A 25,550-nucleotide genomic window follows, 5' to 3' on the forward strand; every position below is an offset into this window, starting at 1 on the left:
CGATCAGTTGCAGATCAAAACCAGTTTGCCGTAGTGTCCGTTGAGTTGCAAAATGCTACTGAATGGAGGATGTGTGGGCATCTCGCACGGACGAACGGCGGCGCTCGCGACGGTCTGCGCACTCGCCGTCGCGACGATCTACGTCTCCCAGCCCTTGCTGGCGGAGATCGGGCGCGAGCTGGGAGTGCGCGAGGCAGACCTGGGATGGATCGTGGCCTCGGGGCAGATCGGGTATCTGATCGGCTTGGCACTTCTCGTCCCCCTGGGAGACATGCTCGACCGCCGCATGCTCATCGGCGGCCAGCTGCTCCTCGCCGCGGCCGGCATGCTCGTCGCTGCGGTGTCATCCACTCCGCTCGTGCTGCTCATCGGCCTGGCCGCATCGGGGCTGTTCGCCGTCGTGGTGCAGACCGCGGTCGCGTTCGCCGCCGACCTCTCGACACCGGAGCAACGTGGCCGGACGCTCGGCATCGTCACCTCCGGGGTCATCATCGGAATCCTCGGATCGCGGGTGCTGGCGGGAGTTCTGGCTGCGCTCTGGGGGTGGCGCAGCGTGTACGTCGCGCTGACACTGCTCCTCGCCGGTCTCGCCGTCGTCGTTCTGACGAGGTTGCCTGGCGACCGCCGGACGAGTCGCAAGACCTATGTTCAGGTGATGGGCTCGCTGGGGAGCCTCTTCCGCGAGCCACTGTTCGTCTCGCGCGGACTGATCGCGTTCTTCCTGTTCGCCTCCTTCGGCACACTCTGGAGCGGACTCGCGCTGCCGTTGACGGCGGAACCCTGGCACCTGAGCACGGCCCAGATCGGGCTGTTCGGAATCGCGGGGCTCGCCGGGGCCCTCGGCGCGGCGCGAGCAGGGCGCTGGGCGGATGCCGGCAAGGCCGAGCGTGTGACCGGAATCGCGCTCCTGCTCCTCGCGGCGTCGTGGATCGCATCGGGACAGGCGGGCTGGTCGCTGTGGCTCGTGGTCTTCGGCGTCATCGTCCTGGACTTCGCTGTGCAGGCGGTGCACGTCAGCAATCAGAGCCTGCTCACCGCCGCGTATGCCGACCGGACGAGCAGCACCATCGGCGGCTACATGATCTTCTACTCGCTCGGATCCGCCCTCGGTGCGACGGCCACCACCTCGCTGTACGCCGTCATGGGATGGGGAGGGCCGACCGCGATCGGCATCGCATTCGCCCTCTGCGGGCTGCTCACCTGGGCACTCAGCCGGCTCATGGTGATGAAAGCGCGTGGAGGCGGCGGGGTGGTGCGCTCGACGTCGACCGCCCGCCCCCTACCCGCGGTCGAGGTGCAGGAAAAGCATCGCCAATCCCGCCAGTGCGACGGCCGCGACGAGGAGAACCGCACTGAGGCCGAAAGCGCGACCGCGCCAGGCGCGATCGTCTTCGGTCCAGCTCGCCAGCCGGTTCGCGAGGATGCCGCAGCTGACGATCGGGGCGACGGCCACCAGGCCGATCGGGATGACGGATGCGGTGTGCCACGGCCGTGATTCGCCGGGTTCGAAGCCGATCCCGGCGATCAGGATCAGGAACATGATCACCAGGCCGAAGCAGATGCCGACCACGCCGGTCAGGATCTGCGCGGTGAGCCAGACGCCCCAACTTCGCAGCCCCGTCATGGCGGCGACGATCGGCACGGCGCACCCCGCGGTGACCAGCAGCAGATAGATCCCGAACAACCCCCTCCACGTCGCCCCGCCCGTGTCGAGCTCAGGGCGGAGCAGAGGGAGGAGGTTGCCGTCGAAGAAGAACCAGTGCACCGTGAGCGCACACAGCACGATCACGGCCAGCAGAAGGGCGGTCGCGCGGGCGGCCCGCACGGCTCGCGGCGTGGGTACCGTCAGGGCATCCCCGATGCGTTCGCTCACCGGGCGTCGAGCTCGTGCAGCTGTGCGTTGAACAGCGAGGTCATGCGGGGCGACCAGGCGCGCCGCGGCCGTGCGTCGAGGGCAGGCGCGAGGTCGTGCCGCGCACGTTGAGCTCGTATGGCAGGGCCGAGGGGATGCGCACGGCATCCGGTGCGGTGAGCTTGGCGAGCACGGCATCCGCTGCCCTCTCGCCCTGGCCGAGCGGGAACTGGTCGACCGTGGTGAGGCGGAAGAACTCGCCGAGCTCGTGGCCGTCGATGCCGACGATCGACAGGTCCTCCGGCACCCGGAAGCCCAGGTCGCGGGCGGCGAGGAGTGCGCCGATCGCCATCTCGTCCGACGCGGCGAACACGGCGGTCGGGCGAGGGCCCGGGCGCCCGAGCAGCTGCTTGGCCGCCCGGTAGCCGCCCTCGACCGTGAAGTCGGCCGGCTCCAGGAACGCCGGGTTCAGGGGGATGCCGGCCGTCGCCAGCGCCCGCTCGAAACCCAGGCGCCGGTTGGTGGGGATGTGGAAGTCGAGGTCGAACTCGGGGTTCGCGCCGATGTGCGCGATGTCGGTGTGCCCGAGGCTGATCAGATGCTCGGTCGCCAACTGTGCCACCGCGACGTCATCGACCGTCAGAGTGTCGAGCTTCGGGTTCGGGCCGCCGATCGCGATGACCGGGAGCCCGAGGTCGAGCAGGTACTGCGTCTCGTCCTCATCGAGCTCGATCGACACCGCGATCACGGCATCCACCCGCTGACGGCGCAGGAAGGTGTCGAACACGTGCCGACGCACATCCTTGTCGGCCGTGATGTTGTACAGCGTGATGTCGTAGCCCTCGCGCATCAGCGCGGCGGAGACGCCCGAGAGCACGGTGCTGAAGAACCAGCGGTCGAGGAACGGCACGACCACGCCGATGTTCCGGGTGCGCCCGGAGGCGAGGCTCGACGCACGCGAGGAGACGACATAGCCGAGCGCGGTGGCGGCGGCTTGCACGCGCTGGCGCGCGGCCTCCGACACGTGACCGCGACCGCTGAGGGCGCGCGAGACCGTGGCGGTGGAGACCCCGGCCATGCGGGCGACTTCGTCGATGCTCGCCATGTGTTCCTCTGTCGATTCCCTTCCGGTCGCGGATCCTGTCGTTCGTCGAGCGAAGAAGAACAGAATCCGCGACCGGAGCGGGATGCGGTTGTCAGGCCTGGGTATACCAGACGGCGGTGTCGACCGGGAGCGACGTGCCCTCGAACGGCTGGCTCTTCAGCACGATCGATGCTCCGGCGGGGAGCTCGAGTGGGGCTCTGCCGAGGTTCGCGACGACGTGCACGTCACCACGGCGGAAGGCCACCGCGTCATCCCCGGCGTCCTCCCAGACCAGCGAGCCGGAGCCGAAGCCATGCGCGCGACGAGCGGCCAGCAGCTCCTTGTAGAGCGAGAGGGTCGAGGTGGGGTCGGCCTCTTCGACATCGCGGGCGTACGTCGCCCACTCCGCCGGCTGCGGGAGCCACGACAGGTTCGTCGTGTTGAAGCCGAACGCCGGAGCATCCGCCTCCCAGGGCAGCGGCACGCGGCAGCCGTCGCGACCGTAGCGCTCGTGCTGGGTGCGGAACCAGGTCGGATCCTGACGGAACTCGTCGGGGATCTCCATCGCCTCGGGCAGGCCGAGCTCCTCGCCCTGGTACAGGTACGCGGAGCCGGGCAGCGCCAGCATCAGCGTGGTCGCCGCACGGGCACGGGCCAGGCCGATCGCGGTGTCGGGCTTGTGCGGAGTCTTCGGGCCGATGCCCTCACCCTGCGGGTTGTCGGCCGTGAGCGCGAGGCGCGAGGCGTGCCGCACGACGTCGTGGTTCGAGAGCACCCAGGTGCTCGGGGCGCCGACCGCGCCGAACTGGTCGAGCGACTCGCGGATGACCTCGCTGAGCTCCTTCGCGTGCCACGACGTCATGAGGTACGGGAAGTTGAACGTCTGGTGCATCTCGTCCGGGCGCACCCACAGAGCGGTCTGCTTCAGCGTCGGCATCCAGGCCTCACCGCAGAGGGCGCGGTCGCCGTCGTACTCGGCGAGCACCTTGTGCCAGTCGCGGTAGATCTCGTGCACGCCGTCCTGACCCCAGTACGGCACGTTCGCCTCGCCGCCGCCCATGGAGTCGGCGTCGCTCGGGGGCGTGTAGTCGGGCAGGCCCTCGGCCTTGATCATGCCGTGGGCGACGTCGACGCGGAAGCCGTCGACACCGCGGTCGAGCCAGAAGCGCAGGATGGAGCGGAACTCCTCGCGCACCTCTTCGTTGTTCCAGTCGAAGTCGGGCTGCGTGGCGTCGAAGATGTGCAGGTACCACTGGCCGGGCGTGCCGTCGGCCTCGGTGATGCGCTGCCACATGCCGCCGCCGAACACCGACTCCCAGTTGTTCGGGGGGAGTTCGCCGTTCTCGCCCTTGCCATCACGGAAGATGTAGCGCGCGCGCTCCGGGCTGCCGGGGGCGGCCTTGAGTGCCTGCTGGAACCAGACGTGCTGGTCGGACGAGTGGTTCGGGACCAGGTCGACGACGACGCGGATGCTGCGGGCGTGGGCCTGCGCCAGCATCTCGTCGAAGTCGGCGAGGGTGCCGAACAGCGGGTCGACGTCGCGGTAGTCGGCCACGTCGTAGCCGGCGTCGCGCTGCGGGCTCGTCATGAACGGGCTCAGCCAGATCGCGTCGACGCCGAGCTCCTGCAGGGAGTCCAGGCGGCTGGTGATGCCCGGCAGATCGCCGATGCCGTCACCCGACGCGTCCGCGAAGGAACGGGGGTAGATCTGGTAGATGACGGCGCTGCGCCACCACTCGGAACCGGGGGCTGCGATCTGCTCAAGCTGTGCCATGGGAACAGGTTAGTGCAAACGCTTACATGGTTGCCAGGGCGGGGATCGAATCGGTTCGATTTTCGCGGTGCGGCGACGGGGTGCGCGGCATTCTCAGGTGGTCAGAATCCCCCGGGAAGGGGAGGGGAAGCGGGTCTCCTGTTGCACGGAGGCGAGCAGTTGGGACTCGATCGCGTCGAGCGCGATCCTCACCGCCCCCATCGCGACCGACTCGTCGCCCAGAGTCGACAGCACTACCCGCGGCGCATGCGGCTGCAGACGATCGATGTGTGCACGGACCGCGTCGAGGATGATCTCTCCGCCTCGGGAGATGCCGCCACCGAGCACGATCAGCTCCGGGTCGACGGCGAGCGACATCGCCACGACACCGGTCGCGATGCTGCCCGCGAACCCGTCGAGTGCGGCGAGCGCCTGCGGGTGCCCTTCGCGTGCGGCGAGGAACATGGCCTCCCGCGTCGGTTCGACGCCGCTGCCGGCGAGTGCCGCGACGTGACTCGGGGCGTCAGCCCAGCCCAGCTGGGGGAGTGCGCCGACCAGGCCGGACCCGCCGCTGTGGCCGCGGTACAGGGAGCCGGCGAGCAGCATTCCCGCGCTGGTCCGGTTGCCGGAGAGGATGTAGACCACGTCCTGCGCATCCTGCGCGCTGCCGCGCCAGTGCTCCGCGATGGTGCCGAGGTTGTTGTCGCTCTCGACGCGCACCGGCACACCCCACCGCGAGGAGAGTGTCTGCGCGAGGTCGAGGCCGAGCCATCCGGGAAGGCCGTTGCCGCCGTACCGGGTGACGGTACCTGTGGCGTCGATCACACCGGGCGAGCCGACACCGGCGCACCAGACGGCGTCGGCATCCACGCCGGCCAGGGAGAGGCACTCCTCCACGACCGTGGTCGCGAGATCGATGCGGTCGGTGGCGCTCGCGTCTTCGTCGACGGACGTCTTGTGGGAGGCGCGGAGCTCGCCGTCGAGGTCGGCGACCGTGCCGAGGATCTTGTGCACGCCGATGTCGACACCGACGACGTACCCCGACTCGGCGGCGAAGCGGTAGCTCCGCGCGGGGCGGCCGGGGCGGGCGCTGGCCGGGGCGTCGGCGGGTGCGATCCAGCCGAGTTCCCCGAGGTCGCGGATCACGTCTTCGACGGCGGTGCGTGAGATGCCCAGATGGTCGGCCAGCGTCGACGTCGTCTGATGACCGTCGCGAATGCCGAGGAGCGCGGCGTGCGTGTTCATGCGCCTCAGTAGCGACCGGTCGCCGGAGCGTGATGTCGTCGTCATGGTCTCCCGAACGTAGAGGAGTGGATTTTCACGTGAAGTTTGGTTAGTCATCGTAGCGCGCGTCCGCAGCGGATCCACCTCGATGGATCGGTGTCGAATCTCATGCTTGACAGCGATCTGCGCCGTCGTTTAATTTTAATGCCAACTTGGATTATTATATAGCCAGATGTCATCCAGGTGTGCCGAGGTCGTCACCGCTCGCGCACGAATGCCGTACCCCCTCGCACCCGAGCAAAGGAATCAGCAGACAATGAACCGTCAGCGAAAGACCGCGAGCGCCGTCGCCGCCGTCTCCGTCCTCTCCCTCAGCCTGGCAGGCTGCGCCTCCGGCGCCGGCCCCGCCGCCGAAGGCGGGGAGAGCACCATCAACTACGTGATCTGGGACGCGAACGCCCTGGAGCCATACAAGGAAGTGATCGCCGCGTTCAACGAGGAGCACCCGGAGATCACCGTCAACATCCAGGCGCTGCCCTGGGACCAGTACTGGACCAAGCTGCAGACCCAGGCATCGAGCAAGACGCTCCCCGACGTGTTCTGGATCAACGAGCCGAACGCGGGGCTGTACGCGACCAACGGCGCGCTCGCCGCGATCGACACCGCCCAGGGATTCGACCCCGCGAACTTCCCCGAGGCGTCCATCCAGAGCTACACCTTCGACGACGAGCTCTATGCCGCGCCCACCGGGTACTCGACGATGGGCGTCTGGTACAACACCGACCTCTTCGACCGCGCGGGTGTCGACTACCCGGCCGACGGGTGGACGCAGGAGGACTTCGTCGCCGCGGCCACGGCCATCAGCGATGCGCTCGGCGCCGAGGGCGTCTTCGGCGCCGCCGCCGCACCGTGGACCGGGCAGGAGACCTCGTACAACACGATCTACCAGTCGGGCGGTGAGGTCATCTCCGCCGACGGCACCACCTCCGGATACGACGACCCCGGCACGATCGCCGGCGTCAAGCTCTGGGTCGACCTGGCCCAGGCCGGTGTCTCCCCGTCGGTCGCCCAGATCACCGACACCCCCATCCCGCAGTACTTCACCTCAGGCAAGCTCGCCATGATGTGGTCGGGCCCGTGGAACGCGAACTCCCTGAAAGACAGCGAGATCGCCGAGACCGTCGCGGTGGCCCCGCTGCCGACCGGTGAGTCCGACCTCGTCACCACGATCCAGGGCGGCGCCGACGCCGTGTCCGCCTACTCGGAGAACAAGGAGGCCGCACAGACGTTCCAGGCCTTCCTCGGATCGAAGAAGGCACAGGAGATGTACGGAGCCGCGGGCCTCGGCATCCCCGCCTACAACGGTGTCGCTTCGAGCTTCACGGATGCCTTCCCCCAGTGGGACCTGTCGCTGTTCAGCGACCAGGCGGAGCACGCGGCCCCGTACCCGGTGTCGCTCAACACCGCCGCGTGGAACACGCTCGAGAACGAGTACCTCACCAAGGCGTGGAGCGGAGAGCTCACGGTCGAGGAGGCCTGCAAGCAACTGGCCGCCGCGATGAACGAGGTGCTCGCCGCCGAGCAGAAGTGATGACCACCACCACAGCGAGTCGCGGGCGGGTGGTGGCTCCGGCCACCGCCCGCCCCACGCGGCGGACGCGCAAGTACGACGGCATCTGGCCGTGGATCTTCCTCGTGCCGATCCTCGTCCCCCTGGCGATCTTCTTCATCTGGCCGCTGCTGCGCACGTTCTACTACAGCTTAACCACCTGGGGCTTCTTCGGCGACGTCAGCTGGACCGGGATCGACAACTACGTCCGCCTGTTCAGCGATCCCGACTTCGCCCTCGCCCTCGGCAACACCGCCATCTACACGGCCATCGTGATGCTCAACGTGCCGATCGCCGTGTACCTCGCCGCGCTCATCAACCGGCCGGGACTGCGGTTCAAAGGTCTCTACCGCACGCTCTACTTCCTGCCGGTCGTCACGATGCCGGTCGCGGTGGCGATCGTGTGGCGGATGCTCTACAGCGGCGACTTCGGCCTCATCAACGCGTTCCTCGGCCTGTTCGGCATCCCGGGTCCGTACTGGCTGTCGACGCCGGGGCTCTCCCTCGTGGCCGTCGCGATCGTCGGCATCTGGCTGTCGCTGGGCTTCAACATCATCGTGTTCAGTGCCGGGCTCTCCAGCATCCCGCCGGACCTGTACGAGGCGGCATCGATCGACGGCGCGAGTCCCGGTCGACAGTTCCGCAGCATCACCCTTCCCCTGCTCACCCCCACGATCTTCTTCATCAGCGTGCTGACGCTGATCGGCGGATTCCAGGTGTTCGACCTCATCTTCGTGATGCTCGGCACCGGCCCCAACGCCGCTCGTTCGCAGACGCTCGTCTACTTCTTCTACAACGAGGGCTTCCTGCAGAACGACAAGGGCTACGCGACAGCGATCGGCGTCGTGATCATCGTCATGATCGCCATCCTCACCGCCATCCAGTTCCGCCTCCAGAAGAAGTGGGTGCACTATGAGTGACCGCAGCGTGCAGAACCGTCGAGGCCAGCGCACCGGTCGGCACCTCGGAGCGCACGCCGTGCTGCTCGTCGGCGGCGTCGTGATGGTGTCGCCGTTCATCTACCAACTGCTGGCCACGTTCATGACGAACGGGCAGATCACCTCGGTGCCGCCGACGCTGTGGCCGACGCAGTGGAACCTCGACAACTACATCGGCGTCTTCACCCAGATCCCGTTCCTGCGGCAGATGCTGAACACGGTCATCATCACCGTGCTGACGACGGTGGCGACGCTCATCCTGTGCGCGCTCGGCGGATACGCCTTCGCCCGCATGCGCTTCTTCGCGAAGGGGCCGCTGTTCGCGATCGTGCTGTCGATGCTGATGGTGCCGGGCACGCTGCTGCTCATCCCCCAGTACCAGACCGTGCAGAGTTTCGGCTGGCTCAACTCGTTCGCCGGCATCGTGGTCCCAGGCCTGGTGAACGCGTTCGGGATCTTCATGATGCGCCAGTTCTTCCTCGGTCTGCCGAAGGAGCTCGAAGAGGCCGCGCGACTCGACGGGGCGAACCCCGGCCAGGTGTTCTGGCAGGTCATGCTCCCGCTGGCCCGTCCGGGGCTGAGCGCCCTCGCGATCCTCACGGCCCTCGCGTCGTGGTCGTCGCTGCTGTGGCCGCTCGTGATCGTCAACAGTCAGGACATGATGCCGCTCGCGGTCGGGCTGGCGTCGTTCACGGGCGAGCACGGCTCGGAGTACCCCTCGATGCTCGCAGCAGCGCTCATGGCGATGCTGCCGATCATGATCCTGTTCCTCGTGATGCAGCGCCGCGTCATCGAGGGCATCGCCTTCTCGGGTCTCAAAGGCTGAGACCCGCCCCCTCTCGAAAGGACAGCTCGATGAAGAGACGTACGTTCCTCGGTGTCATGACCGCACCCCTGCTGATCGCCCTCGTCGACGGCAACGCCCGACCGGGCTCCGCCTTCGCGGGCGACGGGCTCGCGTCGGTGCATCCGCTCACGACGGTGGCGGGGCGGCCGACGTTCCGGGTGGGCGCCCATCGCGGCGCTCCCTGCCTCTTCGTCGACGACGCTCCGCGCTTCCCGATGTACCTATTCGAGCAGGAGGTCTCCGTCGCCGACGGGCAGACCTTCAGCTACGCCGGCGTCGAGTTCTACTCGTTCATCGAGAAGGACACCTTCCTCGACCTCGGCTGGGACGGCCCAGGGACGCAGGACTTCTCGATCATCGACCGCGTGATGCAGACGTTCGAGGATCATGTGCCGAGCGGCTATGCCATGCCGCGGGTGCATCTGTGGGCGCGGCCATGGTGGCTCGATGCCCACCCCGACGACGTCGTCGACTACGCGATCGATCCCGGAACGGCTGCCATCCCCCGCGACGCCTCCTTCGCCTCGGCGACCTGGCGCACGGAGGCCGGTGCGAAGCTCCGCGCGATGGTGCGGCACATCCTGGACGGACCGCAGGGCGACCGGACCATGGGCATCACGCTCGCCGGCGGGCTCTACGGCGAGTGGCTCTGCTACAACGCGGAGTACCTGCCAGACACGAGCGAGGCCATGCGCACCGCCTGGATCGGGCATCTGAAGACCAAGTACGTGAACAGCGTGGCGCAGCTCCGAGCCGCCTGGGGCGACCCCGCCGTCACCTTCGACACCGTGGTGATCCCGGGCACAGGGGAGCGGCGGGAGACGGCGAACGGGCTGTTCCGCGATCCGGCCGCGTCGCGCCGCGTGCTGGACTACTACGAGAGTCATCACCGGGTGGTCGTGGAGGCGATCGACCACTTCGCCTCGATCGTCAAGGACGAGAGCGACGGCACGCTCCTCACCTCGGTCCTCTACGGGTACACCCCGGACCAGGGGTACATGCCGCAGGAGCAGCATCACCGCGCGGTCGCCGCGCTGCACCGCCTCGAGTCGGTCGATCTGGTCACCTCGCCGCACTCCTACTATCGCCGTGCTCCCGGTGATGACGGCGCCTACCGCACCTATACCGAGAGCCTCGCGCTGCACGGCAAGCTCTTCATCGACGAGGCAGACGACCGCACGCACCTCGCGCAGAGCCCCACCCTGTTCATCTACGCGACCACCATGGCCGAATCCCTCGGCATCATCCGTCGCGCATTCGGACAGGCCGTGACTCACGGAACCGGCATGTGGTACATGGATCACTCCTCGGGACTCTGGTACGCCGATCCTGCATTCGGTGCGGAGTTCGCGAAGCTCAAGCACTGGGGCGACTACTCGATGAACGTCTCGCGCGCCCGGTCCTCGGAGGTCGCCGTGATCAGCGTGCCGACCGCCGAGCTCGTGCTCGGCGGTGAGACCGACACGACGGCCAAGCTCTACGAGGGCCCTTCGCTCGGCAGCCGCCAGGGCATCGGCGAGCTGAGCCGCGCCGGTGCTCCGTTCGACCGCTTCACGATCGACGACCTGGTCGACGGGCTCGTCCCCACGCACTACAAGGTGTACGTGTTCCCCGACGCGTTCCGTCTGAACGCCGCCCAACGGGCCGCGATCACCGCCCTCAAGTCCGGCGGCCGCACACTCGTCTGGGGATGGGCACCCGGGTACGCGGGAGACACCGGGCTCTCTAAGGCCGACGTCGAGACACTGACCGGGTTCAGCCTCACCCAGGTCAACGCCCCGACAGCGTCGCCGCCCGATCCGAGCACCCCGCTGGACAGCGAAGACTTCGAGTCCGGCAGCTTCGCGAGCACCGGCTACTCCGCGGGCGCTGGCGGCGCCGCCGGCTCGATCATCACCACGGCAGGCCAGGTGATCGGCGGGACGCGATCGGTCAAGGGCAGCGCCCCCACCACGACCGACTGGCACGAGTACCTCTACACGAAGCCCGCGTCGATCGTGCTCGAGGCCAACGCCACCTATCGGGTGAAGTTCCGCGGGCGCACGATCACCGCGCCGGCAACCGGCGCCTACTTCTACTTCGTCGCGCGGACCGGCAGCGGGGGCGTCCCGCAGGACGTCGGCTCGAACCAGTGGAGCGACGCACCGGGGGTGATCTACACGAAGGAGTTCGAGTTCACGCTCAAGAACTACAGCGACTACTACCTGATCTGGGGCATCCACGACGGGGGAGAGGTCGTGGTCGACGACATCACCATCACGAAGGTGAAGAACGCCGGGCTCCCGCCGATGAGCTACCACCTGGACGCGTCGGCATTCCCCGGCGTCACCGAGACGTTCGGCGGCGAGATCGCCCTCGAACCGCTCTTCCTCCCCGCCGGGAGCGGGTACACGACGCTGGCCCGCTCCGCCGAGACCACGCCGCGCCCCGTGATCGCGAAGAAGGCGCTCAGCGGATGGACGTCGGTGCTGGCGAGCACGCCCCCGATCCCGTCGCCCGTGCTGCGGAAGCTGTACGGCGAGGCCGGAGTGCACGTGTACACGAGTGGTGACGACAACCTCGAAGCCAACGCCTCCTGGATCAGCCTGCACGCGAAGACCGCAGGAACGAAGACCGTGACGGTGCCGGCCGCGGGACCCCTGTACGACACGGGGACCGGCACCCTGATCGGCCTGTCGGTGACCACCGCGACCTTCACGATGGCGAAGGGCGACACCGTGCTGCTCGCGCGGAGCAACCCGCTCGTGCACGGTGGCGTGCTCTTCGGATTCGAGACGGGGTCGTTCGCGACGAGCCATTTCACCGGCGGATTCGGCGGCACGTACGGCACCATCACGAGCGTGCCCTCCCAGGTCATCTCCGGCACCCGTTCCGCCTACGGCGCGGCGCCGGCGACGACGGACTGGTACGAGTTCCTGTACTCGAACCCGACGACGATCGCGCTCGCCGCCAACGCCTCCTACACCGTCGACTTCGTCACCAAGACCGGTGCCGCGCCCGGAAGCGGCGGCAACTTCTACTTCCTCGCCCGGTCCCAGGCAGCCGGATCCCCGAGCGATCGGGGAGTGACCGAATGGACCGACCCGGTCGGCACCGTGCGCAAGAGATCCGTGACGTTCACGACCGGCAACCACACCGACTACCGCCTCATCTGGGGCCTGCACAATGGAGGGGCGCTCTCTGTCGATGACATCCTCATCTCGCGCAATGACTGACCACCGGCACCACCCCGTGCCGATCCTGATCGAGACCGATCTCTGCGACGACGTCGACGACGCCGGGGCGCTCGCGGTGGCGCACGCCCTGGCCGACGAGGGGCGGGTGCGGATCCTCGGCATCGGCATCAACACCTCCGGACACTGGAGCCACAGTGCCGCGCGGGTGGTGAACGGCTACTACGGGCGCCCTGAGCTGCCCGTCGGCATCCTGCATCCGACCACGGACGAGATCGGACCGGAGGACTATGCGCGGGCGATCAGCCGGATGCATCCGTCCGCCGCCACTCCCGATCACATGCCGCCGGCGGTCGACGTGCTCCGCGCGGCATTGGCGGATGCGGATGACGGATCGGTCACTCTCGTCTCGATCGGCTACTTCGGCAATCTGGTCGCACTGCTGGATTCCGCTGCGGATGCCGCGGCGTCCGTCTCCGGGCGCGAGCTGGTGCGCGCCAAGGTCGCGCGCACGGTGGTGATGGGGGGAGTCTTCGGGCGACGTGCCAGGCCGGAGCGGGGTGCGGAGCCGATCGCCGAGACGAACTTCGCCCACGATGTCGGCCAGACCGCGCGGTTCCTCGGGGAATGGCCAGGACCGATCGACTTCATCGGATGGGAGACCGCCGCCGACGTGATCACCGGACGCACGCTGCCGCTGACACAGGGCGATGACAGCCCGGTCGCGATCGCCTACGCGCTGCACAGCGGCAAGGGCACCGGTCGTCCGAGCTGGGACCTGCTCGCCGTGATGTTGAGCGCGTCCGAGCTCGAGGGGCACATCGAGTGGAGCGAGCAGGGCGCGGTCGCCGTGGATGCCATCGCGCGAACAGTCTGGACAGCATCCGCCGGCGGCCCCCACCGCTATGCGAAGGTCGTCTCATCGGCGGAGCAGGTCGCCGACATCATCGACGACCACCTGGGGCGGCCGCCGCGCCAACCGGTCAGAAGCATCTCCGCGAGCACGAGCGAGGTCGACGCATGGTCCTGAAGATCGGAGTGGCCGGCGCGGGATCACGCGCGGAACTCGCCACCTACATCCCGCGGTTCGGCGCCGAGATCGTCGCCGTCGCCGACCCCGAGCCGCGGGGAACGGAGCGGGCCCGAGAACTGTTCGGGGCGTCGGTCACGGTCGTCCCCGACCATCGCGCGCTCGCCGCGTTCAATCTCGACGCGGTGTTCGTGCTCACCCCCGACCACACCCACGCCGAGGTCGCCGTCGACCTGCTCGAGGCCGGAATCCCCGTGTATCTCGAGAAGCCGATCGCGACGCGTCTCGACGATGCGGACCGGATCCTCGCCGCCGCGCATCGCACCCGCACGCGTCTCGCGATCGGCCACAACATGCGGCACATGCCGATGGTCCGCCTGCTGAAGGAACTGATCGACCAGGGCGCCATCGGCGAGGTCAAGACGATCTGGTGCCGGCACTTCATCGGCCACGGCGGGGACTTCTACTTCAAGGACTGGCACGCCGAGCGCGAGAAGACCACCGGCCTGCTGCTGCAGAAGGGCGCCCATGACATCGACGTCATCCACTGGCTCGGCGGTGCTCCCAGCACAGACGTCGTCGCGATGGGCGACCTCATGGTCTACGGCGCGATCGAGGACCGACGTGACAACTCCGATCGGATGATGGGCAGGCTCGCCAGTCTCGACAACTGGCCCCCGCTCGCGCAGACGGAGCTGAATCCGGTCATCGACATCGAGGACGTCTCGCTCATGACGATGCGGCTCGGCAACGGTGTGCTGGCCAGCTACCAGCAGTGCGCGTTCGCGCCCGACTACTGGCGCAACTACACCGTGATCGGTACCGAAGGACGCCTGGAGAACTTCGGCGACTCCGACGGAGGCATCGTGCGCCTGTGGAACCGCCGGTCGGAGTACAACGGTCAAGGCGACGCGGACTACGAGATCCCCCTGGGTGAAGGCACGCACGGCGGAGCCGACGTCGCGATCGTCGAGGAGTTCCTCGGCTTCCTCCGCGGCGAGACGGGCCTGGCGACCTCACCCGTCGCGGCGCGGGACAGCGTCGCGGCCGGGATCGCGGCGACCACGTCGATCCGCAGCGCAGCGGAGCCGCAGCGGGTGGTCGCGCTCGATCCCGCGATCCGGGCGTACTTCGACGGCGGACAGCTCGACGCGGCGGTGCGCACGGGTCGCGGATGAAGCCCGGAATCGAGCGGCCTCAGGAGTAGTCTGACCGCATCGATTCGAGGAGGAATCATGGTTCCCGAGATCAACTACTGGGCCGTTCTGCTGGCCACCGCGTCGAGCATGATCGTCGGCTCGATCTGGTACACGCCGAAGGTGTTCGGGACGCGGTGGTCGAAGCTCGCGAACGTCGACATGGATCGCCCCGCATCGAGCGCCACGATGGCTATCATCACCACCGTGATCGTGAGCTTCATCACGGCATGGGTGCTCGCCGGAGCATCCGCCATCGCCTGGCATTTCTACGGCGGATCGTTCTTCTGGGGCGCGATCGTCACCGCGGTCACGCTGTGGGCGGGGTTCACCGCCGCGCGCTTCATCACTCACGACGCGTTCGAGGGGCGGCCGACGCGGCTCACGACCCTCAACATCGCGCACGAGCTCGTCACCGTCGTCGTCATGGGGGTGCTGATCGGCGTGTGGCCGCCGGCGCTCGGGTAGCCCACGGCGGCAACGATGTGAAACAGGCGCCTCTGCGACTTCCCTGAACGAGTCAGACATGTAAGGATCGCCTCGTGACCGTACTGGCCGCCGGCGCACGATCCACGCTCGCCGTTCCGCACGAGGGGGCTTCATGCATGGGTCATCGCATCGCTCAACGCCCTGGGCGGTCTCAGCCGCGATCGTGGCCGTGGTTCTGATCATGGGAGTCGCGCCCGTCGCCTCCGCGGATCCCGGAGGGGCGGAGGGCTCGCCCCCGGCGGGCGCGCCCGATCCTGCAGCCTCCGTCGCGCTGGCCTATGAGTTCCTGGACGCCCGCGTCGATGAGTTCTGCGACGGCGCCGGCCACTGCCTCCCGCGCAGCTATCAGGGAGGGTTCTTCACCAGCCCGACCTGGGACTTCACGCCGTCGTTCGTCTACGACGATGCGCTGGTGATCATCGCCTACACGGCGAGGGGGCTGCCGGAGGACATCCGTCGCGCGCGCACGATCGGCGACACGCTCCTGTTCGTGCAGGCCGGCGACCCGATCGGCGACGGACGCACCAGGGCGTCCTACGAGCCCCACGGCATCCGGCAGGGGCGGGTGGAGATCACCGGACCCGGTACCTTCACCGGAAACCAGGCCTGGGCCGGGATGGGGCTCGCCCGGCTCTTCGCCGCGACCGGTGAGCAGAAGTACCTCGACGGCGCGCTGCGGATCGCGCAGTGGATCCAGTCGAACACCGCAGACATGGTGCGGGCGCCCTACGGATACACCGGCGGACAGCTCGAGGACGGCACCTCCCTCGTGTGGAAGTCCACGGAGCACAACACCGACATCGCCGGCTTCTTCGCACAGCTGGCCACGCTCACCGGAGACACCGTGTGGGCGGACCGTGCGGCTGTCGCAGCGAACTTCGTGACGGCGATGCAGGCCGCAGACGGGCACGTCGACACCGGCACGCTCCTCGACGGATCCACCGTCAACACCTACCCCGTGCCCCTCGACGCACAGACGTGGAGCTACCTCGGCACCGGTGACGCACGCTACGGAGTCGCCCTCGACTGGACCCTCGCGAACCTCATCGCGACGGATGGCCCGTACAGCGGCCCCTCGATCAGCGGCACCGACGTGTCGAAGGTCTGGTTCGAGGGAAGCGGCCACCTGGCGTTGTCGCTGAAGCTGCGCGGCGGTCCGGGCGACGCGGCCAGTGCGGAGTCGCTGTTGGCCGGCATCCGCCTGGCGCAGCGTGACGCCCCGAACGGCGACGGCAGGGGGATCGTCGCGACGTCGACGGACGGTCTGGATTCCGGGTTCGGTGATCTCTACTACGCCAGCCTGCACACGGGCACGACCGCGTGGTATCTGCTCGCGGCAGCCGGAGACAACCCCTTCCGCCTGCCGGCGAACTGACCGTCAGTCTGCGCCGAGGAGGTTACGCGGCGACGCGGGCGACCGCGGCGATCGCGCTCGCGAAGAAGCCGATGCCGTCGACACCGGAACGCATCGCGACCGCAGTGTCGGGACCGAAGCCGGGCTCGACCGCGTGCTCGGGGTGCGGCATGAGACCCACGACGTTGCCGGCCTCGTTCGTGAGTCCCGCGATGTCGCGCAGCGAGCCGTTCGGGTTCACTCCGGCGTAGCGGAAGGCCACGAGGCCCTCGCCTTCGAGGCGGTCGAGCGTCTCGTCGTCGGCGATGTAGCCGCCGTCGCCGTTCTTCAGCGGGATCACGATCTCCTGGCCGGTGCGGAACGTGTTCGTCCACGCGGTATCGGAGTTCGCGACCGTGAGCTTCTGGTCGCGACGCACGAAGTGCTGGTGGTCGTTGCGGATCAGGCCGCCGGGCAGCAGGTGCGCCTCGACGAGCATCTGGAAGCCGTTGCAGATACCGAGCACGGGCATGCCCTTCGCCGCGGCATCCTTGACCTCGCTCATGATCGGCGACAGCGCCGCGATCGCACCGGCGCGCAGGTAGTCGCCGTAGCTGAAGCCGCCGGGCAGCACGAGCGCGTCGACGCCTTCGAGGTCATGCGAGCCGTGCCACAGCGCGACCGGCTCGGCGCCGGCGATGCGCACCGCGCGCTGGGCGTCACGGTCGTCGAGCGAACCGGGGAACGTGACGACGCCGATGCGTGCGGTCATTCGACGACCTCGATGCCGACGACATCCTCGATCACGGAGTTGGAGAGCACCTCGTCGGCGACGCGCTTCGCCTCGGCGAGCAGCTCGTCGGTGACCTCGCCCTCGACGGTGAGCTCGAAGCGCTTGCCGATGCGGACATCGGTGAAGCCCTCGACGCCGAGACGTGTGAACGCTCCGGAGACGGCCTTCCCCTGCGGGTCGAGCAGTTCGGGCTTGGGCATGACGTCGACGACGATGGTGGGCATCTTGATCCTCTTGGCGGCCGAAGGCCGCACCTCTCGGTCATTGAGCGACGAGCGCAGCGAGGAGTCGAAACGCCGGAAGTCGCGGGAAGGCTGGCGCCCTCAGTCTACCGGCCCGCGCCGCGCCCCTCTGCCGTGCGATGAGGCCCGTTGTGACGCCGAGTGCACGGGGTGTTGCCCAGTGCAAGGGCTGTCGACGCGTGGATGCCGTGCACTCGACGCGATCCCGTCCACTCGGCGAGAGCCGGCGGGCGCGCGGGGCGGTTACTCCGCGTGGAAGACCGTGTGCAGGTCGCCGATCAGGTCGCGCCCACCGAGGCCGTCGATCTCGAACAGCACCGAGATGCCGATGACGTGGCTGCCGAGTTCCTCGACGAGCTGGCGGCCGGCGGCGAGCGTGCCACCGGTGGCGAGCACGTCGTCGATCAGCAGCACGCGGGATCCGGCGGGCAGATCGTCGTGCATCTCGATCGTGGCGTTGCCGTACTCGAGCGCGTAGTCGACGGATGCCGCGGGGCGGGGGAGCTTGCCCGCCTTGCGGATCGGGATGAGTCCTACTCCTGCGGCGATGGCCGCGGCGCCGGCCAGGATGAAGCCGCGTGCCTCGATGCCGGCGACGACGTCGAACTGCCCGGCGAAGGGCTCCAGGATCGCCTCGGTCGTGGCCTTCAGCGCCTCGGCGTCCGCGAGCAGAGGCGTGATGTCGCGGAACATGATGCCGGGCTCCGGGTAGTCCGGGATGCTCCGGATCAGGGAGGCGGCGCGGATGAGGGCAGGGGAGAGTTCGGCTTCGGGCACCGGGCAAGGTTACCCGCGTTCATAACTCCGGAGAAATGACGCCGTTCGGGTCGGAACTGGCCCGATCCGGGCGGATCGCCCCGGTTTTTTGAGGAGTTGTGAACGCGAGACCCCGGTGCCGGCCCCCGATCCGCCCGGATGATCGTTCCGAGAACCGAGCGTCAGGTACACGCTTGACATTCGTGGGAGCGCTCCCATAGAGTGACTGCTCAGTTCGTGGGAGCGCTCCCACGGATCCCCGAAAGCACCATCACCGCACGAAAACCCGCACAAAGGAGTGACTTGTGAACACACGTGCCCGCCGCCGGATCCTGACGATTGCCGCCGCGGCATCCGTCTCCGCCCTCGCCCTCGCCGGCTGCTCTGCCAACACCGGCGACACCGACGGAGCCAATGCCGATGAAGACGTCACGCTGACCGTGACCACCTTCGGCACCTTCGGCTACGAAGACCTGTACAAGGAGTACGAGAAGCTCCACCCGAACGTGAAGATCGAGGCGACCAACATCGACACCGGCGGCAACGCCCGCACCGATGCCTTCACCAAGATCGCCGCTGGCTCCGGCCTCAGCGACGTCGTCGCGATCGAGGAAGGCTGGCTCGGCGCGATCATGGACGTGTCCGACACCTTCGTCGATCTGCGCGACTACGGCATCGAGGACCGCAAGGATGACTGGGTCGACTGGAAGTACGGCCAGGCCACGGATGCCGAAGGCCGCGTGATCGGCTACGGCACCGACATCGGTCCCTCGGGCATCTGCTACAACGGTGCCGCCTTCGAAGCTGCCGGCCTGCCGAGCGACCGCGAGTCCGTGGCCGAGCTGCTGAACGGCGACTGGGAGAACTACTTCTCCGTCGGCGCCGACTACACCGCCAAGACCGGCAAGGCCTGGTACGACCACTCCGGCTTCGTCTGGAACGCCATGGTCAACCAGCTCGACGAGGGCTACTACACCGCCGACGGCGAGCTGAACGTCGAGGGTAATGACGAGCTCAAGGAGCGCTTCGAGCAGCTGGGCGCCGCGACAGAGGGCGGCCAGTCCGCTGCCCAGACCGCGTGGGACTGGAACGGCGGCAAGTCGTTCGTCGACGGCACCTTCGCCACCTTCGTGTGCCCCGGCTGGATGCTCGGTGTCGTGCAGGGTCAGGTCGAGGCCGGCGGCGGCGACGCTTCCACCGGCTGGGACTTCGCCGATGTCTTCCCCGGAGGAGCCGCGAACTGGGGCGGCGCCTTCCTGTCGATCCCGGAGTCGTCCGAGCACAAGGAAGCGGCTGCCGAGCTCGCCGACTGGCTGACGCAGCCCGAGCAGCAGGTCAAGCAGTCCGCAGCTGCGGGCAACTTCCCGTCCACGGTCAAGGCCCAGGAGACGCTGGCCGCCGACGCGACGCCGAACGCGTTCTTCAACGATGCCCCCACCGGCGCAATCCTCGCCGAGCGCGCCAAGGGCGTCGTGGCGCAGTTCAAGGGTGCGGATGACTCGGTCATCCAGGAGAACGTCTTCGGCCCAGCTCTGAGCAGCCTCGACCGCGGCGAGACCGACACCCAGGGAGCCTGGGATCAGGCCGTTCAGCTGCTGAACGACCTCGTCGGCTGACACCCCCTCACTTCGACAGGCTCAGTGACCCATCCCGGGGCTCAGCCGCCTCGGCCACCGGGTTGCTGAGCCTGTCGAAGCACACTGCACGGCCCCCTTCGACAAGCTCAGGGACCCAGGTTCGGACAAGCTCAGGGCCCCAGGTTCCGACTAGCTCAGGGACCCAGCACTCGCGTCAAGCAAGGAACGCACATGACTCTCACCGCGGAACGCCGCGCGACGGCATCCGAACCCGCCCCGGATGCGTCCGCGAAGCGCCCCTGGCGTCACCGGCTCTCCCGGTTCGACCAGAACGCCTCCCCGTACTTCTACATCTCGCCGTTCTTCCTGCTCTTCGGTCTGGTGGGCCTGTTCCCGCTGCTGTACACGGTGTACGTCGCCGTGCACGAATGGGATCTACTGAAGGGCGAAGGCGACTTCGTGGGGGTCGGCAACTTCGTCGAGATCCTCGGCGACGCGATGTTCTGGAACTCGATCGGCAACACGCTGAGCATCTTCCTGCTCTCCGCGATTCCGCAGCTGGTCGTCGCCCTCGTGATCGCCTACCTGCTCGACCGGGGTCTGCGGGCGCCGACGTTCTGGCGCATGAGCGTGCTCATCCCGTTCGTGGTCACCCCTGTCGCGGTGGCCATCATCTTCTCGAGCATCTTCAACGAAGCGGACGGTCTGGCCAACAACCTCCTGAACCTCATCGGCATCGCCGATCAGGAGTGGAAGCACAACACCGCCCTGTCGCACATCGCGATCGCGGTCATGGTGAACTTCCGCTGGACGGGATACAACGCCCTCATCCTGCTCGCCGCGATGCAGGCGGTGCCGCGCGACCTCTACGAATCCGCCGCACTCGACGGTGCGGGTGCCGCGCGCCGCTTCTTCTCGATCACGATCCCCACCATCCGTCCCACCCTGATCTTCGTGATCATCACGGCGACGATCGGCGGTCTGCAGATCTTCGCCGAGCCTCGCCTGTTCGACGTCTCGACCGCGGGCGGCATCGGCGGCAGCGACCGGCAGTTCCAGACCACGGTGCTGTTCCTGTGGGAGCTGGCGTTCTTCCGCCGCAACCTCGGTGAGGCATCGGCGGTCGCCATCCTGCTGTTCCTGCTGATCGTCGGCATCGGAGTGATCAACTTCCTGATCTCGCGCCGCATCTCCACCGGCGACGCCCCCAAGAATCGCGCAGCACGCCGTCGAGCGCGCACCACCACCGAGAAGGACGCACGATGACCGCCACGCAGGCACTGAGCGTGCCCGAGAAGATCCGCCGCCGTCGGAGCGTGTCCGTCGGCACGGCCGGCATCGGCAGCCGCCCCGGCTTCCTCACCTACGGTCTGCTCGCGGCCTTCATCATCGGCAGCGTCTACCCGCTGTGGTGGTCGGTCGTGGTGGCCAGCGGCACGAACGCGACGCGCGGCGAGACTCTGCCGCTGATCCCCGGTGGCAACTTCTTCGCGAACGCCGCGAAGGTGTTCGACGCGATCCCGTTCTGGCTGGCGCTGGGCAACTCGTTCCTCATCTCGTCGATCATCACGATCTCGGTCGTCACATTCTCGACGCTCGCGGGTTACGCCTTCGCGAAGCTGAAGTTCAAGGGCCGCGAGGGGCTCATGGTGTTCGTCATCGCGACGATGGCGATCCCCACGCAGCTGGGCATCATCCCGCTGTTCATGGTGATGCGCGAGCTCGGCTGGACCGGATCGATCGGTGCGGTGATCGTGCCGACGCTCGTCACGGCGTTCGGTGTGTTCTTCATGCGCCAGTACCTCGTCGACGTCATCCCCGACGAGCTGATCGAGGCGGCGAGGATGGACGGCGCGAACCAGTTCCGCACCTTCCTCACCGTCGGCATCCCGGCCGCACGGCCTGCCATGGCGATCCTCGGACTCTTCACCTTCATGACCGCGTGGACGGACTACCTCTGGCCGCTCATCGTGCTGTCCCCGCAGAACCCGACGCTGCAGACCGCGCTCAGCCAGCTGCAGTCCGGCTACTACATCGACTACTCGATCGTGCTCGCCGGTGCGGTGCTCGCGACCCTTCCGCTTCTCGTGCTCTTCGTGGTCGCGGGCCGGCAGCTGGTCAGTGGCATCATGGCGGGCGCGGTGAAAGGATGACCTTCATGACCCGCCCCTTCCCCGAGAACTTCCTCTTCGGTGCTGCGACCGCCGCCTACCAGATCGAGGGTGCAGCCTTCGAGGACGGTCGCACCGCGTCGATCTGGGATGCGTTCTCGCGTGTGCCCGGCGCCGTGATCGGGGGAGACAACGGCGATGTGGCGTGCGACCACTATCACCGGTACGCGGATGACGTCGCGCTGATGACCCGGCTCGGACTGCAGACGTACCGCTTCTCGACGTCGTGGTCGCGCGTGCGTCCGGACGGCGGCGCGGTCAACCCCGCGGGCGTCGACTTCTACGAGCGCCTGGTCGACTCGCTGCTCGACGCCGACATCCTGCCCTGGCTCACGCTGTACCACTGGGACATGCCGCAGGCGCTGCAGGAGAAGGGCGGATGGACGAACCGCGACACCGTCGACCGCTTCCTCGAGTACGCGGGCACCATGCATGACGCGCTCGGCGACCGGGTGAACGTGTGGACGACGCTGAACGAGCCGTGGTGCTCCTCCTTCCTCTCGTACACGGGCGGCGAGCACGCACCGGGGCACACCAGCGTCGCCGAGGGGCTGCTCGCCTCGCACCACCTGCTGCTCGCCCACGGTGAGACGGTGCGCGAGCTGCGTCGTCGTGACTCCTCGCTCGACCTGGGGATCACCCTGAACCACACCGTCGCGGATGCGGTGGACCCGCAGAACGCGGGCGACCTCGACGCCGTGCGCCGCATCGACGGACAGTTCAACCGCTGGTTCCTCGACCCGATCTACCGGGGCGCGTACCCGGCCGACATCGTGGAGGACATCAGGGCGGTCGATGCGGATGCCGTCGCGCGGTTCGAGGCCGCGATCCACGAGGGCGACCTCGAGACGATCTCGCAGCACATCGACACGCAGGGCGTGAACTACTACCACGGCGACTTCCTGTCGGGAACGGCGCCTGCCGAGGCGGCCGTCGAGAGCGTGCCGGACACCGAGCGCAAGGTGCGCAGCCCGTACCCGTCGTACGAGAACATCTACAACGTCGAGCGCGGTCTGCCTCGAACCGCGCAGAACTGGGAGGTGCAGCCCGAGGGGCTGACCCGCCTGCTCCAGCGCGTGTGGACCGAGTACGCCGAGCCCGCGGGAACCGTGCTCTACATGACCGAGAACGGTGCAGCCTACGATGACGTCGCCGTCGTGGAAGACGGCGAGACGCGCGTGCACGACGCCGAACGCACCGAGTTCCTGCGCCTGCACCTCGGCGCGGTGCTGGACGCTGCGGATGCCGGCGTCGATGTGCGCGGCTACTTCTACTGGTCGATGTTCGACAACTACGAGTGGGCCTGGGGCTACGACAAGCGCTTCGGCATCGTGCGGGTCGACTACGACACACAGGAGCGGAGCGTGAAGGACTCGGGCCGGGAGTACGCTCGCATCATCGCCGCACGCAGCCTCTGAGCTGGGGCGGCTCGGGTCCGGGCATCCGGTCCGCTGTCGGATCAGAGGGAGAACTGTGTCGTCACGAGCGACCATCGAAGAGGTGGCTTCTGCCGCCGGGGTGTCCCGGTCGACCGTGTCACGTGTGGTCAACGGCTCGACGGCCGTGAGCCCTGAGGCGCTCGTCGCCGTGCGCACCGCGATCGAGCGGCTCAGCTACGTGCCGAACCGTGCGGCGCGATCGCTCGCATCCAATCAGACGCAGGCGATCGCACTGATCATTCCCGAGGACACCACGCGGGTGTTCGGCGACCCGTTCTTCGCGGCCATCGTCGCCGGCATCACGGGCGTGCTGCGCAACTCCGACTACCTGCTGAACCTGCTCATCGCGAGCGATGACCCGGGCGACAAGATGACGAGCTTCGTGCGCAACGGCGGCGTCGACGGCGCGCTGATCGTGTCGCACCACACGAGTGACGCCTACATCGAGCGGATCGCCGACGCGATCCCTGTGGTCTACGGTGGGCGTCGGCGCGAGGGCGACTACGTCGTCGACGTCGACAACGTCCTCGGTGCCAGGGCGGCGACCAGGCGCCTGATCGACATCGGTCGCACGCGTATCGCGACGATCTCGGGCACGCCCACCATGCTGTCGTCGAGGGACCGCATACAGGGATTCCGCGATGCGCTGGCGGATGCCGGGCTGGCTCCGTTCGCCGAGGAAGCTGGCGACTACAGCGAGGCGAGCGGGGCGGATGCCGCGCGGCGCATCCTTGCCGCAGGGAGACCGGATGCGATCTTCGTCGCGAGCGACCTCATGGCACGCGGCGCGCTGACGGTGCTCCGCGCCGCAGGGGTGCGGGTTCCCGAGGACGTCGCCCTGGTCGGATTCGACGACTCCTCGGTCGCCACCACGACCGATCCGCCGCTCACCACGATGCGCCAGCCGATGTATGCGCAGGGCGAGGCCATGGCGACAGTTCTCCTCTCGCGTCTGGCCGGAGGCGAACCGCCCCACACCACGATCCTGCCTACCGAACTGGTGGTGCGCGCCTCCGCGTGACCGCGTCTCGGCGCGCGCCGAGACCCTGCCCCGCGGGGTGGAACACGGGACCGGCCCTGTCGCCCCTCCGGACAGGAACGGTCCCGTGCGTCTGTGGCCGCGGCACCGCCGGATCTTCGCGGCGGTGGCCGGCGACCGGTCGAACGCCGTCATGCCCCCCGGCACGACGCAGATTCTTAGGCTGAAGAAGCGTTCAGTCATTAATCTATAGGGCAGGTGGCCAAACCGGAAGTCGGTTGGCGCCGGGAGAAAGAGGTGATCGTGGCGCGCTCCGAAGAGCAGAACCGCCTCGCCCGCGAGCGGGCCCGTGAGCTGATCCTGGAATCCGCGATCGAGCTGTTCGCCGAACGGGGTGTCTCCGGTGCCAGCATCGCCGAGATCACGCGGCGGGCCGGCGTCGCTCAGGGCCTCGTGAACTACCACTTCGGCGGCAAGGAGCAGTTGATCGCCGCCGTGTTCGACGGGTGGTTCGACGCACTGTTCGGCCTCCCCTCCGTCGACGGGACGGCCGATGAGCGCTTGGCAGGGCTGATCGACACCGTCATCATGGCGACCGGCTACGCACTGCCGCTGCAGCGCGCGGTGCTGGCGATGCAGTTGCAGCCGTCGACCCACCGCCTGTTCGCCGCGGCGGAGGAACGCTACGGCGATCGCGCGTCGACGGCTGAGGAGTCGGTGCGCGACATGTTCCGCGAGCGGGGTGCGGCTGATCCCGAGGTCGAGGAGATCATGCTGCGGAGCACGCTCGAGGGCATCCTCGTGAAGTTCGCGGTGTACGGCGAGACTTTTCCGCTCGAAGAGGCTCGTCGCTGGATGTACCGGCTCTACGCGCTGCCCGAACCCGCAGGCCCCCTTCCGCTCGAAGCGCCGCCGCGCGCGGGGTCGATCCGGCTACGGGCGATGGGTGCGGTGCGCGAACCGCTGAGCTGAGGGACGCGGGCGACGCGCCTCTGCCACCCTGGCGGGCCGGAAGTTCGGCCTTGTGCGACTTCTGCGGCCTCCTGGGCGGCGGATGGCCGAAGA

21 protein-coding genes are annotated in these 25,550 nt (G+C 68.1%); 15 read left to right on the forward strand and 6 right to left on the reverse strand.

The genetic code is table 11. The features are described 5' to 3' along the window. Positions 1-73 precede the first annotated feature (73 nt). Positions 74-1,495 (forward strand): MFS transporter, encoded by a 1,422-nt coding sequence (locus MRBLWO12_RS17610; protein WP_363557824.1) that lies wholly within the window; start codon positions 74-76, stop codon positions 1,493-1,495. A 418-nt stretch (positions 1,496-1,913) separates the two neighbouring features. On the opposite strand, the gene MRBLWO12_RS17615 is transcribed toward MRBLWO12_RS17610, so the two are convergent. From MRBLWO12_RS17615 to MRBLWO12_RS17625, 3 genes are all read right to left on the reverse strand, one after another. Further along, positions 1,914-2,957, reverse strand: coding sequence for a LacI family DNA-binding transcriptional regulator (locus MRBLWO12_RS17615; protein WP_363557826.1), 1,044 nt, complete (start codon positions 2,955-2,957; stop codon positions 1,914-1,916). 91 nt (positions 2,958-3,048) lie between these two features. Beyond that, on the reverse strand, positions 3,049-4,710 hold the full coding sequence (locus MRBLWO12_RS17620; protein ID WP_363557828.1) for a glycoside hydrolase family 13 protein: 1,662 nt from the start codon (positions 4,708-4,710) through the stop codon (positions 3,049-3,051). 93 nt (positions 4,711-4,803) lie between these two features. Continuing rightward, positions 4,804-5,934, reverse strand: coding sequence for an ROK family protein (locus MRBLWO12_RS17625; RefSeq protein ID WP_363557830.1), 1,131 nt, complete (start codon positions 5,932-5,934; stop codon positions 4,804-4,806). A gap of 295 nt (positions 5,935-6,229) precedes the next feature. On the opposite strand from MRBLWO12_RS17625, the gene MRBLWO12_RS17630 reads away from it, so the two are divergent. The 8 genes from MRBLWO12_RS17630 to MRBLWO12_RS17665 all read left to right on the forward strand — a co-directional run bounded on the left by MRBLWO12_RS17630 (position 6,230) and on the right by MRBLWO12_RS17665 (position 16,570). After that, entirely contained in the window at positions 6,230-7,504 is a 1,275-nt protein-coding gene (locus tag MRBLWO12_RS17630; protein ID WP_363557832.1) for an ABC transporter substrate-binding protein, read from the forward strand. Beyond that, complete coding sequence (locus tag MRBLWO12_RS17635; protein ID WP_363557834.1) at positions 7,504-8,442, forward strand: carbohydrate ABC transporter permease; 939 nt, start codon at positions 7,504-7,506, stop codon at positions 8,440-8,442. Before MRBLWO12_RS17630 ends, MRBLWO12_RS17635 begins: the two co-directional genes overlap by 1 nt. Next, positions 8,435-9,286: a carbohydrate ABC transporter permease gene (locus MRBLWO12_RS17640; protein ID WP_363557836.1), complete on the forward strand. Its 852-nt coding sequence runs from the start codon at positions 8,435-8,437 to the stop codon at positions 9,284-9,286. The genes MRBLWO12_RS17635 and MRBLWO12_RS17640 overlap by 8 nt, the downstream gene beginning before the upstream one ends. A gap of 29 nt (positions 9,287-9,315) precedes the next feature. Next, positions 9,316-12,522, forward strand: coding sequence for a hypothetical protein (locus MRBLWO12_RS17645; RefSeq protein ID WP_363557838.1), 3,207 nt, complete (start codon positions 9,316-9,318; stop codon positions 12,520-12,522). Then, complete coding sequence (locus MRBLWO12_RS17650) at positions 12,515-13,510, forward strand: nucleoside hydrolase (protein ID WP_363557840.1); 996 nt, start codon at positions 12,515-12,517, stop codon at positions 13,508-13,510. Before MRBLWO12_RS17645 ends, MRBLWO12_RS17650 begins: the two co-directional genes overlap by 8 nt. Beyond that, complete coding sequence (locus MRBLWO12_RS17655) at positions 13,501-14,688, forward strand: Gfo/Idh/MocA family protein (protein WP_363557842.1); 1,188 nt, start codon at positions 13,501-13,503, stop codon at positions 14,686-14,688. Before MRBLWO12_RS17650 ends, MRBLWO12_RS17655 begins: the two co-directional genes overlap by 10 nt. A 57-nt stretch (positions 14,689-14,745) precedes the next feature. Then, positions 14,746-15,174: a DUF1761 domain-containing protein gene (locus tag MRBLWO12_RS17660; protein ID WP_363557844.1), complete on the forward strand. Its 429-nt coding sequence runs from the start codon at positions 14,746-14,748 to the stop codon at positions 15,172-15,174. A gap of 184 nt (positions 15,175-15,358) precedes the next feature. Further along, positions 15,359-16,570 (forward strand): hypothetical protein, encoded by a 1,212-nt coding sequence (locus MRBLWO12_RS17665; protein WP_363557846.1) that lies wholly within the window; start codon positions 15,359-15,361, stop codon positions 16,568-16,570. A 22-nt stretch (positions 16,571-16,592) separates the two neighbouring features. Here MRBLWO12_RS17665 and purQ read toward each other — a convergent pair whose 3' ends face one another. The 3 genes from purQ to MRBLWO12_RS17680 form a co-directional block, all read right to left on the reverse strand. Beyond that, positions 16,593-17,300, reverse strand: a complete 708-nt coding sequence (gene purQ, locus MRBLWO12_RS17670) for a phosphoribosylformylglycinamidine synthase subunit PurQ (protein WP_363557848.1) — start codon at positions 17,298-17,300, stop codon at positions 16,593-16,595. After that, complete coding sequence (gene purS, locus MRBLWO12_RS17675; RefSeq protein ID WP_141874191.1) at positions 17,297-17,545, reverse strand: phosphoribosylformylglycinamidine synthase subunit PurS; 249 nt, start codon at positions 17,543-17,545, stop codon at positions 17,297-17,299. Before purS ends, purQ begins: the two co-directional genes overlap by 4 nt. 261 nt (positions 17,546-17,806) lie before the next feature. Continuing rightward, positions 17,807-18,340 carry an adenine phosphoribosyltransferase gene (locus MRBLWO12_RS17680; RefSeq protein WP_363557850.1) on the reverse strand — a complete coding sequence of 178 codons (534 nt, stop codon included), beginning with the start codon at positions 18,338-18,340 and terminating at the stop codon, positions 17,807-17,809. Positions 18,341-18,624: 284 nt separating this feature from the next. Here MRBLWO12_RS17680 and MRBLWO12_RS17685 point away from each other — a divergent pair, with 284 nt between their 5' ends. From MRBLWO12_RS17685 to MRBLWO12_RS17710, 6 genes are all read left to right on the forward strand, one after another. Next, positions 18,625-19,935, forward strand: coding sequence for an ABC transporter substrate-binding protein (locus MRBLWO12_RS17685; RefSeq protein ID WP_363557852.1), 1,311 nt, complete (start codon positions 18,625-18,627; stop codon positions 19,933-19,935). Positions 19,936-20,127: 192 nt separating this feature from the next. Then, entirely contained in the window at positions 20,128-21,162 is a 1,035-nt protein-coding gene (locus tag MRBLWO12_RS17690) for a carbohydrate ABC transporter permease (RefSeq protein WP_363557854.1), read from the forward strand. Continuing rightward, positions 21,159-22,049, forward strand: a complete 891-nt coding sequence (locus MRBLWO12_RS17695; RefSeq protein WP_363557856.1) for a carbohydrate ABC transporter permease — start codon at positions 21,159-21,161, stop codon at positions 22,047-22,049. The genes MRBLWO12_RS17690 and MRBLWO12_RS17695 overlap by 4 nt, the downstream gene beginning before the upstream one ends. 5 nt (positions 22,050-22,054) lie before the next feature. Next, positions 22,055-23,485, forward strand: coding sequence for a GH1 family beta-glucosidase (locus MRBLWO12_RS17700; RefSeq protein WP_363557858.1), 1,431 nt, complete (start codon positions 22,055-22,057; stop codon positions 23,483-23,485). 55 nt (positions 23,486-23,540) lie between these two features. Then, positions 23,541-24,527 carry a LacI family DNA-binding transcriptional regulator gene (locus MRBLWO12_RS17705; protein WP_363557860.1) on the forward strand — a complete coding sequence of 329 codons (987 nt, stop codon included), beginning with the start codon at positions 23,541-23,543 and terminating at the stop codon, positions 24,525-24,527. Positions 24,528-24,788: 261 nt separating this feature from the next. Continuing rightward, positions 24,789-25,457 carry a TetR/AcrR family transcriptional regulator gene (locus MRBLWO12_RS17710; RefSeq protein WP_363557862.1) on the forward strand — a complete coding sequence of 223 codons (669 nt, stop codon included), beginning with the start codon at positions 24,789-24,791 and terminating at the stop codon, positions 25,455-25,457. Positions 25,458-25,550 lie beyond the last annotated feature (93 nt).

This window comes from Microbacterium sp. LWO12-1.2 (assembly GCF_040675875.1).
Taxonomy (GTDB): Bacteria; Actinomycetota; Actinomycetes; order Actinomycetales; family Microbacteriaceae; genus Microbacterium.